This window comes from Pigmentiphaga aceris, assembly GCF_008119665.1.
Lineage (GTDB): Bacteria > Pseudomonadota > Gammaproteobacteria > Burkholderiales > Burkholderiaceae_B > Pigmentiphaga > Pigmentiphaga aceris.
The window spans coordinates 3,611,792-3,626,911 of record NZ_CP043046.1; the positions used below are offsets into that span (position 1 = coordinate 3,611,792).

At 62.8% G+C, this 15,120-nt stretch carries 11 protein-coding genes; 7 read left to right on the forward strand and 4 right to left on the reverse strand.

What is annotated here, in order from left to right:
• Positions 1–116 precede the first annotated feature (116 nt).
• From FXN63_RS15685 to FXN63_RS15695, 3 genes are all read right to left on the reverse strand, one after another.
• Positions 117–2,435, reverse strand: coding sequence for an ATP-dependent DNA helicase (locus FXN63_RS15685; RefSeq protein WP_148816165.1), 2,319 nt, complete (start codon positions 2,433–2,435; stop codon positions 117–119).
• 165 nt (positions 2,436–2,600) lie between these two features.
• Positions 2,601–3,224: an LON peptidase substrate-binding domain-containing protein gene (locus FXN63_RS15690; protein ID WP_148816166.1), complete on the reverse strand. Its 624-nt coding sequence runs from the start codon at positions 3,222–3,224 to the stop codon at positions 2,601–2,603.
• A gap of 42 nt (positions 3,225–3,266) precedes the next feature.
• The gene (locus tag FXN63_RS15695) at positions 3,267–3,596 is read right to left on the reverse strand and encodes an AraC-like ligand-binding domain-containing protein (RefSeq protein ID WP_148816167.1); all 330 of its coding nucleotides are present in this window, start codon (positions 3,594–3,596) and stop codon (positions 3,267–3,269) included.
• A 349-nt stretch (positions 3,597–3,945) separates the two neighbouring features.
• On the opposite strand from FXN63_RS15695, the gene FXN63_RS15700 reads away from it, so the two are divergent.
• Genes FXN63_RS15700 through FXN63_RS15710 form a run of 3 tightly spaced genes read left to right on the forward strand, consistent with a single transcriptional unit; the run spans position 3,946 to position 6,141 of the window.
• Positions 3,946–4,239 carry a DUF3649 domain-containing protein gene (locus FXN63_RS15700; RefSeq protein ID WP_148816168.1) on the forward strand — a complete coding sequence of 98 codons (294 nt, stop codon included), beginning with the start codon at positions 3,946–3,948 and terminating at the stop codon, positions 4,237–4,239.
• Positions 4,236–5,852 (forward strand): PepSY-associated TM helix domain-containing protein, encoded by a 1,617-nt coding sequence (locus tag FXN63_RS15705; RefSeq protein ID WP_148816169.1) that lies wholly within the window; start codon positions 4,236–4,238, stop codon positions 5,850–5,852. Before FXN63_RS15700 ends, FXN63_RS15705 begins: the two co-directional genes overlap by 4 nt.
• A gap of 7 nt (positions 5,853–5,859) precedes the next feature.
• Complete coding sequence (locus tag FXN63_RS15710; RefSeq protein WP_148816170.1) at positions 5,860–6,141, forward strand: DUF3325 domain-containing protein; 282 nt, start codon at positions 5,860–5,862, stop codon at positions 6,139–6,141.
• Between the two features lie 21 nt (positions 6,142–6,162).
• On the opposite strand, the gene FXN63_RS15715 is transcribed toward FXN63_RS15710, so the two are convergent.
• Entirely contained in the window at positions 6,163–7,701 is a 1,539-nt protein-coding gene (locus tag FXN63_RS15715; protein ID WP_148816171.1) for a sensor domain-containing diguanylate cyclase, read from the reverse strand.
• A 205-nt stretch (positions 7,702–7,906) separates the two neighbouring features.
• On the opposite strand from FXN63_RS15715, the gene FXN63_RS15720 reads away from it, so the two are divergent.
• The 4 genes from FXN63_RS15720 to FXN63_RS15735 all read left to right on the forward strand — a co-directional run bounded on the left by FXN63_RS15720 (position 7,907) and on the right by FXN63_RS15735 (position 14,514).
• Positions 7,907–8,437, forward strand: a complete 531-nt coding sequence (locus FXN63_RS15720; RefSeq protein ID WP_148816172.1) for a sigma-70 family RNA polymerase sigma factor — start codon at positions 7,907–7,909, stop codon at positions 8,435–8,437.
• 105 nt (positions 8,438–8,542) lie between these two features.
• Positions 8,543–9,589, forward strand: a complete 1,047-nt coding sequence (locus FXN63_RS15725; RefSeq protein ID WP_148816173.1) for a FecR domain-containing protein — start codon at positions 8,543–8,545, stop codon at positions 9,587–9,589.
• A 196-nt stretch (positions 9,590–9,785) separates the two neighbouring features.
• Entirely contained in the window at positions 9,786–12,212 is a 2,427-nt protein-coding gene (locus tag FXN63_RS15730) for a TonB-dependent receptor (protein WP_148816174.1), read from the forward strand.
• A gap of 88 nt (positions 12,213–12,300) precedes the next feature.
• Entirely contained in the window at positions 12,301–14,514 is a 2,214-nt protein-coding gene (locus tag FXN63_RS15735) for a TonB-dependent receptor (RefSeq protein WP_148816175.1), read from the forward strand.
• Positions 14,515–15,120: the final 606 nt, after the last annotated feature.

Below are 15,120 nucleotides of genomic sequence, written 5' to 3' on the forward strand. Positions count from 1 at the left end.
TTGGTGAACACATCATGCATAAACCACCCGCAACAATCGCTAAAAAATTCGCTCGAATACCGTGATTACCCTGCGGACACATCTTCTGCGCGATTGCACCGCATTTCTTGCACTTTTCACCCTGCCTGCTTCACGCGAACCTCGGCCTCGTCGAGTGCCCACCAGCTCGGCAGCAGCTCGCGAATCTCGCGGCGGCCGAACCGGTCATCGATCAGATGCACCACGCCACGATCCGATGGCGACCGGATCACGCGCCCTGCCGCCTGCACCACTTTCTGCATGCCGGGATACAGGTAGGTGTAGTCATAACCCGAGGCAAAAGTGCGATCCATGCGTTCGCGAATCTGTTCATTGACCGGGTTGATCTGCGGCAGCCCCAGCGTGGCAATGAACGCGCCAATCAATCGCTTGCCGGGCAAGTCGATACCCTCGGCAAACGCCCCGCCCAATACCGCAAACCCGATACCCGAGGACGCCGGCGTAAACCGCGCCAGGAACGCGTCGCGCGCGCTTTCGTCCATGCGACGTGACTGCGACCAGACCGGTATGTTCGGGTGGCTTGCGGCAAACGCGTTAGCCACTTGTTCCAGGTAGTCGTAGCTGCTGAAGAACGCCAGGTAATTGCCCGGTGCCGCCGCATACTGCTTGCTCATCAGCGCCACGATCGGCGCAAGTGATTGACGGCGGTGGGCAAACCGGGTCGATACGTGACGGGCAACCTGCACCGACAACTGATTGGCCGTAAACGGCGATGGCACATCGACCCAAGCCGTATCGGCAGGCAAACCAAGCATGTCCTGGTAATACGCCTGGGGTCGCAAGGTGGCCGAAAACAAGGTGGTGCTGTGTGCCGCCGCCAGCCGGGGTTTCACAAAGGCGGCGGGTACCACGTTGCGCAGGCACAGCGTGGAATCGGCACGCGCAGCAGAGGCTGCCGCGCCCTCTGGCTGCGTCAGGTCACACAAGGAATCGCCATCAAAGAGTTCTGCCAGGCGACAGAAATGCAAGATGTCGAAGTACACGGCAAGCAGCGCCGGTTCGATCAGCGCCGCCTGTTCTGCCAGCAATTCGGTCATGGCGGTGCTGGCCTGCTGCAAGGCGTTCAACACCCCTGCCGGGACCGACTCATAGACGGCGTAAGCACCTTCCTGGTTCTTGCAAACCGTCTTCCACTGCCGCTTCACCCGGTCGAAGGCAGTACGCAAGGCGGGCGGTGCCAGGCTGCGCGCCACCCGAATGTCTTCCAAAGACAGCTGCGCGCTGTACATGCCGCGCACTCGGTCCACCAGGTTGTGGGCTTCGTCTATCAGTACCCCGACCTTCCATTGATTGGCCAAGGTCAGGCCGAACAACATGGCGTTCAGATCGAAGTAGTAGTTGTAGTCGCCCACCAGCACATCGCTCCAGCGGGTCAAGTCCTGGGCCAGGTAGTAGGGGCAGACGCCATGCTGAGCCGCCACGCCGCGCAGCGTGGCCTTGTCGAGCGTGGCCCCTGCTGCGGCAGCTTCGACCGCCATCTGGCGTGCTTGCGGCAAGCGATCATAGAAACCACGCGCCAGCGGGCAGGAGTCACCGTGGCAGGCCCGGTCAGGGTATTCACAAGCCTTGTCGCGGGCCACCAGTTCAATCACCCGCAGCGGGAGCGCGGGCGCACTGCGACGCAAGGTTTCGGCGGCACCCAGCGCAAGCTGTCGCCCCGAGGTTTTTGCGGTCAGGAAAAACACCTTGTCGATGCGCTGCCCCGGGCAAGCCTTGAGCATGGGGAACAAGGTGCCGATGGTCTTGCCGATGCCGGTAGGTGCCTGGGCCGCAAGCACCCGACCCGATGCCGCTGCGCGATATACAGATTCGGCCAATACCCGCTGGCTGGGACGGAAGTCGTCGTGCGGGAAACGCAGTACGCCCAACTGCTCGTCACGACTGGCCCGGTGCGCCGCCTCTTGTGCAGCCCAGGCCAGAAAACGTTCACACTGTTCTTCGAAAAACGCTTGAAGCGTGGCCGCGTCGTGGCGCTCGTTCAACACGGTTTCGGTCTGGCTGGCAATGTCGAAGTACACCAGTGCCAAGTCGATCGCGGGCAGCTCGCGTTCCTGGCACATCAGCCAGCCATAGACCTTGAGTTGCGCCCAATGCAAGTGACGATGGTTGGCCGGCATGGCAGCCAGGTCGCCCCGATGGGTTTTGATTTCTTCAAGCCGGTGGCTGGACGGGTCGTAGCCATCGGCCCGACCGCGCACCTTCAAGCCCTTGTATTCGCCGGCCAGGCTGACTTCGGTCTGATAAGGCGGCGGGCGGCGTGACGCGACCACGCCGTGACCGATCATGCCTTCCTGGGCGGAAGGTGACGGGGTGAAGCGCAAGTCCAGGTCACCCTGCTTGGCCGTGAATTCGCACAGGGTGCGCACCGCCACCGCATATGCCACCACATCATTCATTCGCGCTGCGCCACCCCGATAGACGACATTGGCCGTCCAATGTCAGGGGCAGATAATACTGTATAAATAAACAGTTACCGTGGCGCGACTCAGGACATTCAGGTCATATCGACCGAAATCATCGCCCTGGGATTACATTTCACGACGCACGCCTGCACTATGAATTCAGGGCCGAAGCGCCAGCAATCCATGCTGCGCCAGCAGGCTTTGAATCTCACACAGCCGCGTCACCGGGTCAGCCACTGCCAACAGCCGCGTGGCGTCTTCGGCTGCCAAGGGCAGCAATTCACACCAGCGATCTGCCACCCAACCCGCCTCGTCCAGCCTGAATGGCGGCAGCACGGGCATGGCCGATGGCGCTACCCCCTGCCGTTGCAGCTCGGCAATGAACTGGCCCAGCGCATCGGCACTGGCCTGCAAAGGAGGCGGGATATCGTTGACCGGGTCGTTGCCGATCGGGTCGAGATCGCCCATCCACAAGCCAAAGCGCCCCTGCCAGCTGGCACGCACACGGAAACGCGTGGTGCCCACGCAGCGCAGGCGAATCAACCCCGGCGCAGTTGCGTCGCTGTAATCGATGCGCGCCATCGTGCCGATACCGGCAAAAACTTCCTGCCCTTCGGGCGTGCGTACCTCGTTGCCACGCAGCAAAGCCACCACGCCAAAACTGCGGCGCTCGGCCAGACAGGTGCGGATCATGTCGAGATAACGCACCTCGAAGATGCGCAAATGCAGCACCCCGGCGGGAAACAGCGCTTTATTCAACGGAAACAGCGGCGTGTTGGGCATACGCGTGCCTCTGGGAAGGAAAAATCGCTGGCGCGTCCGATATCAGATGCGCCTCAGCAGAGTCACGAGCAGGCTTGCCTGGGTGCTGGCCATCAAGGTGTATGGCTCGTCGGCAGGCAAGGCGACCAACCGTCCCGGCGTCAAGGTACAGGCGCGGTCTGGCGTATCGACACTGACCTCGCCGGTCAGGCACTGGATCGTGAATTCCGTATCGACATGATGCTGCCGGACGACGTCGCCCGGCGAGAGCACGATCATCAACAATTGCAGTCGGTCGGTACGAAGCAGGCTGCTGCTGCGATCGGTGCCGCGGACTGTGCCGTCGGCGTGCAGGTCGATGACGTCCAGCGGCTTAGCGTGTTTCAAGGCCATGTTTGCTCCTGGTCAAGAGGGGGCGGGAAGGCCACTCGGACAATGGCGGCGCTGCAAGACACATTCCCAGCCTGAGCACCCAGTTTGACAGGGGTACAAGGCACCGTCGATGCCACGACTTCCCGAAGTGGCCACGCGTACAGGGCACGCCATGTGAACCACCTTGCCGGCCTCGCCTTGCAACTCTGCTGCCACCCACCTAAAATGCGAACGATTCGCATGTCTATTTGTTGTTGCGACGCGCATTGAGCCTGCTTCCTGGCGGACCGGGGGCCAAGCGCCCCCATCGATTGTCGTCGCGCGCCCTCCACGCCGACAGCCGCCTGTCTTGTCCGCCGGGTTTTCACGCATGTCGCTCAGCAGCTCCCTCATTGCCCGCGCGCCTTTGGTGTCGCGAATCATTGCCGCAATTTTCGGTGGCTACGGCCTGGCCAGTCTGGCTGCGGTCGCGTTGACCGCCCTGCCCGGCCACCCCAGCGAAGCGGTACTGATCGGCATGATGCTGAGCTTCGTCGTCTACACCTGCGCGGTCATCTGGGTATTTGCCGCGCGCAGCGCCTGGCGTGCCTGGGCTGGGTTGCTGATCACCGCGGCACCGCTGGCACTGATCGTGTGGACCCTGGTGACACCCGTCAAGCCATGAGCACGCAGGAAACCCGCAAGACCACGCCCAAGGCCCCTGGCATTCGCCAGACCATGTCGGACGTGCATACCTGGACTGGCCTGCTGGTGGGCTGGATTCTGTTTGCGATGTTCCTGACCGGCACCGTGAGTTTCTTCCGCGACGAACTGTCGCAATGGATGCGGCCCGAGGTGCGCACCACCACGCTGGTAGACGCCGCGACAGCCGCCAACCGAGTTGGCGACACGCTTCAGCGCATCGCACCGGACAGCCCGGCCTGGTACATCACCTTTCCTGATGCCCGCGCCAATACTGCCCAAGTCACCTGGCGTGGCACCAAGGGGTTCGAATCCGGTGCGTTCGACCCGGCAACGGGCCAACGCCTGGAAGCACGCGAAACACGCGGTGCCGAGTTCTTCTACATCTTCCACTTCCAGCTGCATTACCTGCCGGTGATCTGGGGGCGAATCATCGCGGGCATCTGCGCGATGTTCATGCTGATCGCGATCGTTACCGGGGTGATCGTCCACAAGAAGATCTTTGTCGACTTCTTCACCTTCCGCTGGGGCAAAGGGCAGCGTTCCTGGCTGGATGCGCACAACGTACTGTCGGTGTTCGGCCTGCCCTTCCACCTGATGATCACCTACACCGGACTGATCACGCTGATGGCCTTGTACGTACCTTGGGGCATTCAGGCGCAGTATCCGACCCAGGCAGACCGCGCGCGCTTCAACAGCGAATTCAGCGCCTTCCTGAACCCGACCAAACCCGCCGGCGAGGCCGCTCCCTTGCTGCCACTGGCCACCTTTGTGCAGGCGGCCGAACAGCATTGGAAAGATGGCCAGGCAGGACGATTGCAAGTCATCAACGCCGGCGACAAGACCGCGCGCGTGGTGGTGGTCCGACGCGATTCCCAGCGCATTTCCAACAGCCCTTCGTATCAGATCTTCGACGGCGTCACGGGTGAGGTGTTGAAGACCGTTGACGGCGCGCGCCCCGCTGCTGAAACCCGTGGCGTGCTGTACGGCCTGCATATTGGCCGATTTGCCGATGACACCCTGCGCTGGCTGTACTTCCTGTGCAGCCTGGGCGGCACTGCCATGGTCGGCACGGGCCTGGTGATGTGGACGGTGAAACGGCGCACCAAGCTGCCCGACCCGACCCGCCCGCATATCGGTTTCCGCCTGGTCGAGCGCCTGAACATTGCCAGCATTGCGGGCCTGTCGATCGCCATGGCGGGCATGTTGTGGCTGAACCGTCTGCTGCCTGTGGGCCTGGCGCAGCGCGCAGAGTGGGAGATCAATGGCTTCTTCATCATCTGGGGCGTGACCTTGCTGCACGCGATTGCACGGCCCGCCAAACGGGCCTGGCTGGAACAGCTGTGGGCGGGTGTGGCGCTGCTTGCCTTGCTGCCGGTGTTCAACCTGATTGCGACCTCGCGCGGCCTGATCAACAGCGTGCGTGACGGCGATTGGGTGTTTGCAGGCGTCGATCTGATGCTGCTGGCGCTGGCTGCCTTGCTGGCCGAGATCGCACGGCGTACCGCCAAGCATCAGCCTCGCGCCAAACCGGCCAAGCGCAATGCGGTTGCCCAGCCAAAGATTTCGACGGGCGAACCCCGTACCAACGGCTGAAGCCACGATGAGCCATCTTCTTACTTTGCTGGTTTCACTGGGCGGTTTTGTCAGCGTCTGCCTGTCCATGCCTCGGCACCAGGAAGACCTGCTGGCCCGCCTGCTGCCCGCCCGCCAAAGTCTGGTGCTGCGCCTGACAGGCTGGTGCCTGCTGGCGATTGCCTATGGCATTGCCACCCGGGCATTTGGCTGGGGAATCGGCTCGGTAGCCTGGATCGGGCATCTGGGTGCTGCAGCTGCGCTGGTGATGATCAGCTTGCTGATACACGACCGCCGCACTGCACGTTAAGGCAGGTAGCCTGCTTTCAGTTCAGGCCTGAACAGGCACGAATATCTCGGCCCGGCTGCGCCCGCCTGCCTTGGCCATGTACAAGGCCTGATCGGCCGCATCGAGCAGTTCAGCGGGGCTGCTGACGCCCGGCTGCAATGATGTGGCGATACCGATGCTCAGGGTAAGGCTGCCGCCGATACCGTCCTGATGGGGCACGTTCAAGGCAGCAATCGCGGCAAAGACCTCGGTTGCCACGGCCCACGCCCCAGCCAGATCCGTGTCCGGCAGCACCAGCACGAATTCCTCACCGCCATATCGCGCTGCCTGACCTGTCGAATGGTGCAGGCAATCACCCAGCACCTGCGCAACCTGTACCAGGGCAGCGTCGCCCTGTTGATGCCCATAGCGGTCGTTGTAGGCCTTGAAGTGATCGACGTCCAGGAACAGCAAGGCAATCGGCTGGCGCGTGCGCGATGCGCGCGCCCACACCCGATTCAGCACCGTATCCAAGGTCCGACGATTCGACAGCCCGGTCAGTGCGTCGGTACCAGCCAGCTTCTTCAATTCCTGCTCTGCGCGCCAACGGCCTTCCAGCTCATTTGCCAGACGTCGTGACAGCAACAGGAAGCCCGTGGCAAAGGTCAGCATCATTGCGCCGAGCAAGAGCGCGCGTATCGTCCAATTGTGCAGAATGTCTTGCACCGCCGGGGCAATCACCACGGCAAGCGGGTAGTCATCGACCCGTTTGAACACGTACAGGCGACGCATGTTGTCCACGGTGCTCGTCCCGATGAAGCTTCCCGAGGACGCATGCTGGATCAGCCGAAAATCAGCGTTGCTGCCAATCGTGGCGGTCAAGCCTTCTTTCTTGGGCTGACGCATCAGAAGCGTGCCATCGTTGCGCACAATTGCGGTTACCGCGCCCGTGCCCAGCGTCAGACCGTCCAGCAGATCGCGGAAGTAGTTGGTGCTGATGGCCACGACGGCAACACCGAGAAACTCCCCGTTGTCACCCGACACGCGTCGGCTGATGGCGACATTGAGTTCACCCGACAGACGTGACACAAGCGGCTTGCTCAGGAACAGGCCAGTATCGGCCAGGGTCGAGTGCGCCAGGAAATAGTCGCGATCTTTCACGTTGACGTTCAGCGTTCGCCCTTTCAGATCGACCGCCACATTGCCATCGACATCGATCAGGTAAGCCGAGGAGATGTGCCGCGCAAGCGTCACGCGGTCAAACAAGACCTGATCGCGAAGTTGGACCGGCATGCTCATCACAGCAGGCTGGCGATATCCGTCGGCCATCGCCTGCAATGACAAGGAATAGAACTCGAGATTGCGGGACAGATCGCGTTCAACGATGGTTGCAAGATTGCCCGAGGTTTCACGCGCATGCGCCAAGGCATCGACCCGCTCGCGATACAGCACGGCGGCGAACAGCGTCAACATGCTCAGCATGAGCATGCCCGCCGCACCCAGGACGTGACGCGAGAGATACCCGGTAATCGAACGCCCCAGATGCCGCAGGCATAGCGCGGCAATATCTGCCACAGAACGCTTGAGCGGGGAATCTGACATGGAGCTGAGTTTATCGGCGCAAGGGCCAGCACGACGAACGGTTTGACGCCAAATCAGCACACATTCTTATAACCAGACCGTAGTTGACGCAGATTCACGACACCGGGCCAGCAAAGCCTATCCCCTCTGGCCAAACTGGAGAATGACTGGCATGGCCTTGGTAGAATGAAAACCATTCTTGTTCTCAAGGACCCCATAGACCCTCATGCGCGCGCAACTCGTTTCCACCCCAGGCAACACGGCCAACGATGCCGTGCACGTGCTTTACGCCGATCACCACCAGTGGCTGGTCGGCTGGTTGCGTCGACGCCTGGGTTGCACGCATGGGGCCGCCGACCTTGCGCAAGACACGTTTGTGCGCATTCTTGGTCGCATGCCCGAGGCGCGCTCGCTGCGCGAGCCGCGTGCTTATCTGAGCACCATAGCGCAGGGTTTGCTGGTCGACATGGTGCGCCGGCAGCGACTGGAAGCGGCCTATGTGGAAGCCCTGGCGCAGCAACCCGAAGCAGTCACGCCCTCGCCGGAAATGCGCCTGATGTTGCTGGAAACCCTGGCGCAGATCGATCGTCTGCTGGACGGCCTGGCCGACCGGGCGCGCACCGCCTTCCTGATGTCGCGATTGGATGGACTGGACTACCGTGACATTGCATCGCAGCTGGGCGTCAGTGTCAGCGCGGTGGAAAAGTACATGGCAACGGCTATTCGCCATTGCTATCTGGCCAGCCATGCGGCTTGAAATCCAGAATCTGGAAAGCGCAGGCTGCCAGATTCAAGCGGGTGATTCGCGGTGTCACGTGGCTTGGTGTTCAAGCAGACAAGCCCCCGCTGCCGGGCTGCACGCATGACGTCCGTAACTACGTCGATTGCACCCGAGGTACTCGACGCCGCCATCATGTGGATGGTGCGTGCGCAGTCTGGTTTTGCCGACCGCGACACGCTGGAATCCTGTCGGCGCTGGCGGGCGGCGCACCCTGCACACGAAGCCGCGTGGCTGCAATTGCAGGCAGCCGAAGCGCCGCTGCAGGCCTTGCATACCCTTCCCCACGACACGCGCCATCTGGCGCGAGACACATTGCATGCGGCACGCGCAGCAGCAGCGCCAGTCGATCGCAGCAAGCGCCGCAGCGCCAAGCTGCTGGCCTGGACGCTGATGGGCGGCGGCTCATTGCTGCTGACGCGGCAACTGCCCTGGCAACGCTGGCGCGCCGACTATGCAACTGGCACTGGGGAACAACGCAGCGTCACGCTGAGTGACGGCACTCAACTGCGCCTGAACACGCGCAGTGCGGTCGACGTGGTGTATTCGGCCACCCAACGCCTGATCGTGTTGCGACAAGGCGAGATCTTTGTGGTGAGTGCGCAGGCTGCACACGGCTCGAACCCAGCGGCGAATCCTGATCCTCGCCCGCTGCGCGTACAGACCGGTCATGCCCGACTGCAAGCACTCGGCACCCGTTTTGGCGTGCGGCTGGACGATGACCATACACGGTTGCGTATGGAAGAAGGTGCCGTTGCCATGCACCCCGGCGCGCAGATGGATGCACCAGACAACATCGAACCCGCCGCCGTCGCCCATGCGGGTGACGCGTTTCGTATCGACACCCGGCAAGTACAACGCCTGCCAGACACCGCGCTGGACGGGCTGAGCTGGACGCGGCAGGTGCTGGTGGTCAAGCAGATTCGGCTGGATGCCTTGCTTGCCGAGTTGTCACGCTATCGCGATGGGTGGCTGGACTGCGATGCCGATGTAGCCAGTTGGCAAGTGTCTGGCGTGTTACAGCTGCGCGGCGATTCGCCTACCGATGCGGTGCTGCGGGCGCTGACACACAGCCTGCCCGTGCAGCTGCGGCAAGTGACGCCTTACTGGGTGACGGTCGGACGCGCCTGAACATCGATGGTGTTTTCGAAGACCCTTCAAAAATATTTTGCGATTTCCTTGAGGGTTTTTGAATCTGGTTCGGCATACCAGTAAGAGCATCAAAAAAAGGCTGTGCCGCGTCGTGTCCGTTGTCCGTTTCCCCTGCCAAGCTCCGTGCACCGCGCCTCTGCGCGCGCATGGTGTTGGCCTGTGGGTGCAGAGACGTATGTGGGTGCAGAAACATATGCAGGTGCAGACCTGGGCGCGAGGCTGCCTGACGCCTGTCATCCTTGGCGCGCTTCTGTGTGCCGCCGGACCGGTTCAATCACAGGTCGTGCCACGCGAGCCGCTTGCCGCCGTTCAACCCGTGCACCTGCAAAGTGGTCCTTTGGAAGACACGCTTAACCGTGTGTCCCAACAATTCGGCGTAACGCTGTCCTTCGACCCGGCACTCACACGCGGGCGCACAAGCCCTGCCCTGCTGGGCGACTACGACATCGATGACGTGCTGGCGCGGCTGCTTGCCGAGCACGGCCTGCAAGCATTGCGCGACACCGACGGCGCGTACACCTTGCGCCGCTTGCCAGGCGGCGTCGTGAGCCTGCCCACCATTCCGGTCACGGCACGTGCCAATGAAAGCAATGCAAGCAACACAGCGGTCGGCCAGACCAGCCGCAGCGCACGCTTCGGTGCCTTGGGCACGCGCGACTTGGCCGATGTGCCCTTCAGCGTCACCAGCTACACCCGGCAGACGGTGCAGAACCGGCAGGCGCAGACCCTTGGCGACGTGATACGCGCAGACCCTGCTTCGCAGACCGCGCTGGGACACGGCAATTTCTCGGAAGAATTCATCGTCCGAGGCTTTCCACTGTCGGCCAGCGACGTCACCTTTGGCGGCATGTACGGTGTCTTGCCCAGGCAGATCATCCCGGCAAACATCATCGAGCGGGTCGACGTTCTTAAAGGTGCCAACACCTTTCTGAATGGCATAGCACCCACCGGCAGCGGCATTGGCGGTGCGCTGAACATCGAACCGAAGCGTGCCGGCGACAAACCACTGACAGAAGTCACGCTGGACTACACCAGCGGACAGGTCGGCGGCAGCATCGACCTGGGACGCCGATTTGGCGACGACGCCGCCCTGGGCCTGCGGATAAGCAGCGCGCGCCGTAGCGGCAGCACAGCCATCGATGACGAACACCGGCAACTGAAGTTCGATGCGATTGCGCTCGACTATCGCGGCGAAGGCTGGCGCACCAGCCTGGACCTCGGCCGCCAGCGCCAGACCATCAACGGCGGACGTTCCGTCGTGTACCTGAGCGATGCAGGCGTACCGCCGCCGCCATCCACCACCATCAACTACGGTCAGGACTGGAACCTGTCGCGGCTGAGCACGCGCTTCGGCATGCTGCGTGGTGAAGTCGATCTGGCACCGGACTGGCAGGCCTACGCGGGTGTCGGCGGCAGTCGCACCAATGAGTTCGGCACCTATTCATCACCCACTGTGAACGCCAATGGGGTGGGCATTGCCGGCCGCCTGACCGTGCCGTATCGCGCCGAGAACGCATCGTTCGAAACCGGCCTGCGCGGACGTGTCCAGACGGGTGCAATCGCGCACCGCCTGACCTTGTCGGCCTCGCTGAGCGACATCCAGACTCGCGCCGCCTACAGCCGCGCGCTACCGGGCTTTCCAACCAGTCTGTACGACCCGCCTGATGTGCCTTATCCCGTCACCACCGAAATCGGCGGCAATCTTCAAGACCCGGGCCTGACCCGGCGCAGTCGCTTGCGCAGCATTGCGGCGTCTGACACCTTGTCGTGGCTGGATGATCGTATCCAGCTGAGTCTGGGTGCGCGCTATCAGCAGATCAAGGCCCAGACCTTCAACTATCGCGGCATCAACACATCCGCCTATGACCGCGCAGCGCTGACGCCCATGCTGGGCATTGTGGTCAAGCCCTGGCAATACCTGTCGGTGTACGCCAATCGCACCGAAGGCCTGGCGCAAGGTGGCCAGGCACCGGCCGCAGCCACCAACGCGGGCGAAACCTTCGCCCCCTTCATGTCCAGCCAGTACGAACTCGGCATCAAGCTGGAAGCCGCTGGCCTGTTCTGGACGGCCAGCCTGTTTGCGATTCGCCAGCCCAACGCCTACGTGGACGCGACGTCTTTGCGTTATCTGCCGGCCGGTGAACAGCGCAATCGCGGCGCAGAGATCACCGTGGCGGGCGAGGTCCTGCCCGGCCTGCGCATCGTGGGCGGCGCAAGTTTCATCGACGCAAGGCTTACGCGCACTGGCGACCGCAATACGCAAGGTCGCCATGCGATCGGCGTGCCCAGCAGCCAGCTGAGCCTGGGCGGTGAGTGGGATCTACCCGCGACGTGGGTCGGCATCGACGGGCTGACCGCTCAGGGCCAGATCATTCGCAGCGGCCCCCAGTTCGCCAATGCCAACAACACCCAACGCCTGCCTGCGTGGACGCGCATGGACCTTGGCCTGCGCTACGCCACCCGCATTCGCGGGCATGACGTGACCTGGCGAGCCAACCTCGAAAACGTGACGGACCGCCGCTATTGGGCGTCGGCCAACGGCGGCTACCTGACCCAAGGTACGCCACGAACCGTGAAGCTCGCGGTGACCATCGACTACTGAAGGCTGTTGGGACACCCAACCCATCGGCATTTGCCTTTCGCTGCGGCGCGACTGCGTGCGCCGCCTACTTTGTGACCAGGATCGTTTCATGACTCGCTTCGACCGCAATTCCGCCCTTTCCAATGCACCACGCAAACCACTTGCGTTGGTGATCGCCATCCGCGCCGCCTTGGCCTGCGGCCTGCTTGGTACCGGTGCCGGCTGGGCACAGACCGCCCCCGCCGCAACTGGCGTCTCCACGCTAACCCCGATTGCTGTCACCGGTGATGCCATCCCCACCGCAGGCGACACCCTGCCGCCGCCTGCCCCGGGTGGCCAGATCGCCCGTGGCGGCCGCCTTGGCGTGCTGGGCGAGCAAGACGCGGCCGACGTACCTTTCAGCGTCACCAGCTACACCTCGGCGCTGATCGAAAGCCAGCAGGCACGCAACCTGTCCGACGTGCTGAAGAACAACCCCTCGGTGCAAAGCTCATATGGCTTCGGCAACTTTGCCGAGGTGTTCGTGGTGCGCGGTTTCCCGCTGCTGTCGGAAGACGTGTCCTTTGGCGGCCTGTACGGCATTGCGCCGCGCCAGGTCATTGCCACGCAGATGATCGAACGCGTTGAAGTGCTGCTGGGTGCAAACGCCTTCCTGTCCGGCGCATCGCCCAGCGGCAGCGGCATTGGCGGTGCCATCAACGTGGAACCCAAGCGCGCCGGCGACACCCCCTTGAACCGCTTTTCAGTGGACTACACCAGCGACTCGCAAGTGGGCGGATCGTTGGACGTGGCACGTCGCTTCGGCCCTGACCAAGCCTTTGGCGTGCGGGTGAACGCCTTGCAACGCAGCGGTGACACCGGCATCGATCGCGAAGACCGCAACAACACCATTGGCTCGATCGGCCTGGACTATCGCGGCGACAAGGTGCGCACCTCTTTCGACCTGGGCTACCAGCGCCTTAAAGTGAACCAGGGCCGCACCGTGACTTACCTGGGCAGTGCGCTGCAAGCCGTGCCCGAGACCCCGAATGCCTCGCACAACTCAGCGCAAGACTGGAGCTTCAGTGACCTGAAAAGCACCTTCGGCATGCTGCGCGGCGAAGTCGATCTGAGCGACAGCTGGACGGCCTACGCAGGCGTGGGAGCCAGCCGCAACGAAGAGCTGGGCACGTATTCCTCGCCCACCGTGGCCGCCCTGAATGGTGCGGCCACCGCATCACGTCTGAGCGTGCCCTTTGAGTCGGATTCGGTCGGCGCGCAATTCGGTGTGCGCGGCAAAGTCCGCACCGGCCCGGTCAGCCACAGCCTGAACCTGGGCTATTCCGGCGTATACCGCCAGACCCGTACCGCGTTCATCTCCGGTGCCGCCTACACCACCAACCTGTACAACCCCAACTTTGTCACCCTGCCGCGCGCGACCTCGTCGGGCGGCAATTTCAACGACCCCGGCATGCGCAGCCGCACGCGCATGCATGGCCTGTCGGTATCGGACACCATCGGCGTGCTCGACGACCGCCTGCTGTTCACCCTTGGCGCACGCCGCCAGTCGATCGATGTGCAGGGCTTCACCTATACCGGTGTACGTGACGCGAACTACAACAGCTCGGTGACCAGCCCGGTCTATGGCGTGGTGTTCAAGCCCTGGGACCAGGTGTCGATCTACGCGAATCACATAGAGGGCCTGCAACAAGGCCCGACCGCACCGAACAGTGCAGCCAATGCGGGCCAGGTGTTTGCGCCGTATACCTCGAAGCAAAACGAGATCGGCATCAAGCTGGATCGTGGCAACTTCGGCGCGGGCGTGGCCTTGTATGAAATTGAGCAGCCGTCGGCCATCACGGATTCAGCTACGCGTATCTACAGTGTTGATGGTTTGCAGCGCAATCGTGGGCTTGAATTGACGGTGTATGGCGAGCCGGTGCGTGGCGTGCGTGTGTTGGGCGGGATTGCGTTCAACGATGCGAAGCTGAAGCGGACGGCGCAGGGGACGAACAATGGGCACGATGCGGTGGGCGTGCCGGATTATCAGGCGACGGCGGGGGTCGAGTGGGATGTGCCGGGGGTGGCTGGTTTGACGGCGCAGGGCCAGGTGGTTCGGGTGGGTCCGCAGGCGTTCAATGCCAGCAACTCTCTGCGGTTGAAGGCTTGGACGCGGGTTGATCTGGGGGTAGCCTACAGCACGAAGGTGAGTGGGTATGACGTGGTCTGGCGGGCGAATGTCGAGAATGTGGCGGATCGCGGATACTGGAATTCTGCGACGGGCGGCTATCTGACGCAGGGCGCGCCGCGGACGTTCAAGTTGTCGGCGACGATGGGGTTTTGATCTGTCCTGATGGGTGCCAGGATATCGTCGTGGCACCCTGCTTGCGAGGGTTTCTCGTCAGCTGATTTTTATCTGAAGGTCTGGTTGTTCTTGTGCCAGTCGCGGGTGGTGGGGCCGGATTGGCTGCCCCGCTTGACCTTGGCGTCGGGTCTCCGCCCTCCACCTTGTCCAGAAGGGCAGCCAACCCGGCCCCACCACCCACGCCTTCAAAACGGCTTTGGTTAAAAGCTGATCCCGCCTTTGGGCGTGCGGAATCTTCTGGCTGCCAAGTGCTGGAATCGGTTCTCGGCATTCGATGGCCACCGTCTTTGATGCCCACGCGGCTGGCCTTCGGGACTGGCCGCCCAGGTCGCCACGAAGCGACTCAGCGGCCCACGTCTCGGGCCGTTCTTTAGAGGCCTTTCAGGGCAGCGCCACGAAAGAATATTTGCGCATCTGCTTGGTGGTGGGGTGACACCGAAGCGGGTGGCCGCCGCGTCACGGCATGCGGAGAGCGGCAGCGACGATCGCGGCGCTGGCGGCTGATTTAATACATGCGCTCAACGGACGTGTGAGGGCTTTTGGAAACGCCCATCTGCATCGGCGTTCATTACCGCTGATCACGGT

What these genes read in the sequence shown, in the direction of transcription:
- FXN63_RS15685 (WP_148816165.1), bottom strand. Translation starts at nt 2,435, where the DNA reads ATGAATGATGTGGTGGCATATGCGGTGGCGGTGCGCACCCTGTGCGAA.
- FXN63_RS15690 (WP_148816166.1), bottom strand. Translation starts at nt 3,224, where the DNA reads ATGCCCAACACGCCGCTGTTTCCGTTGAATAAAGCGCTGTTTCCCGCC.
- FXN63_RS15695 (WP_148816167.1), bottom strand. Translation starts at nt 3,596, where the DNA reads ATGGCCTTGAAACACGCTAAGCCGCTGGACGTCATCGACCTGCACGCC.
- FXN63_RS15700 (WP_148816168.1), top strand. Translation starts at nt 3,946, where the DNA reads ATGTCGCTCAGCAGCTCCCTCATTGCCCGCGCGCCTTTGGTGTCGCGA.
- FXN63_RS15705 (WP_148816169.1), top strand. Translation starts at nt 4,236, where the DNA reads ATGAGCACGCAGGAAACCCGCAAGACCACGCCCAAGGCCCCTGGCATT.
- FXN63_RS15710 (WP_148816170.1), top strand. Translation starts at nt 5,860, where the DNA reads ATGAGCCATCTTCTTACTTTGCTGGTTTCACTGGGCGGTTTTGTCAGC.
- FXN63_RS15715 (WP_148816171.1), bottom strand. Translation starts at nt 7,701, where the DNA reads ATGTCAGATTCCCCGCTCAAGCGTTCTGTGGCAGATATTGCCGCGCTA.
- FXN63_RS15720 (WP_148816172.1), top strand. Translation starts at nt 7,907, where the DNA reads ATGCGCGCGCAACTCGTTTCCACCCCAGGCAACACGGCCAACGATGCC.
- FXN63_RS15725 (WP_148816173.1), top strand. Translation starts at nt 8,543, where the DNA reads ATGACGTCCGTAACTACGTCGATTGCACCCGAGGTACTCGACGCCGCC.
- FXN63_RS15730 (WP_148816174.1), top strand. Translation starts at nt 9,786, where the DNA reads ATGTGGGTGCAGAAACATATGCAGGTGCAGACCTGGGCGCGAGGCTGC.
- FXN63_RS15735 (WP_148816175.1), top strand. Translation starts at nt 12,301, where the DNA reads ATGACTCGCTTCGACCGCAATTCCGCCCTTTCCAATGCACCACGCAAA.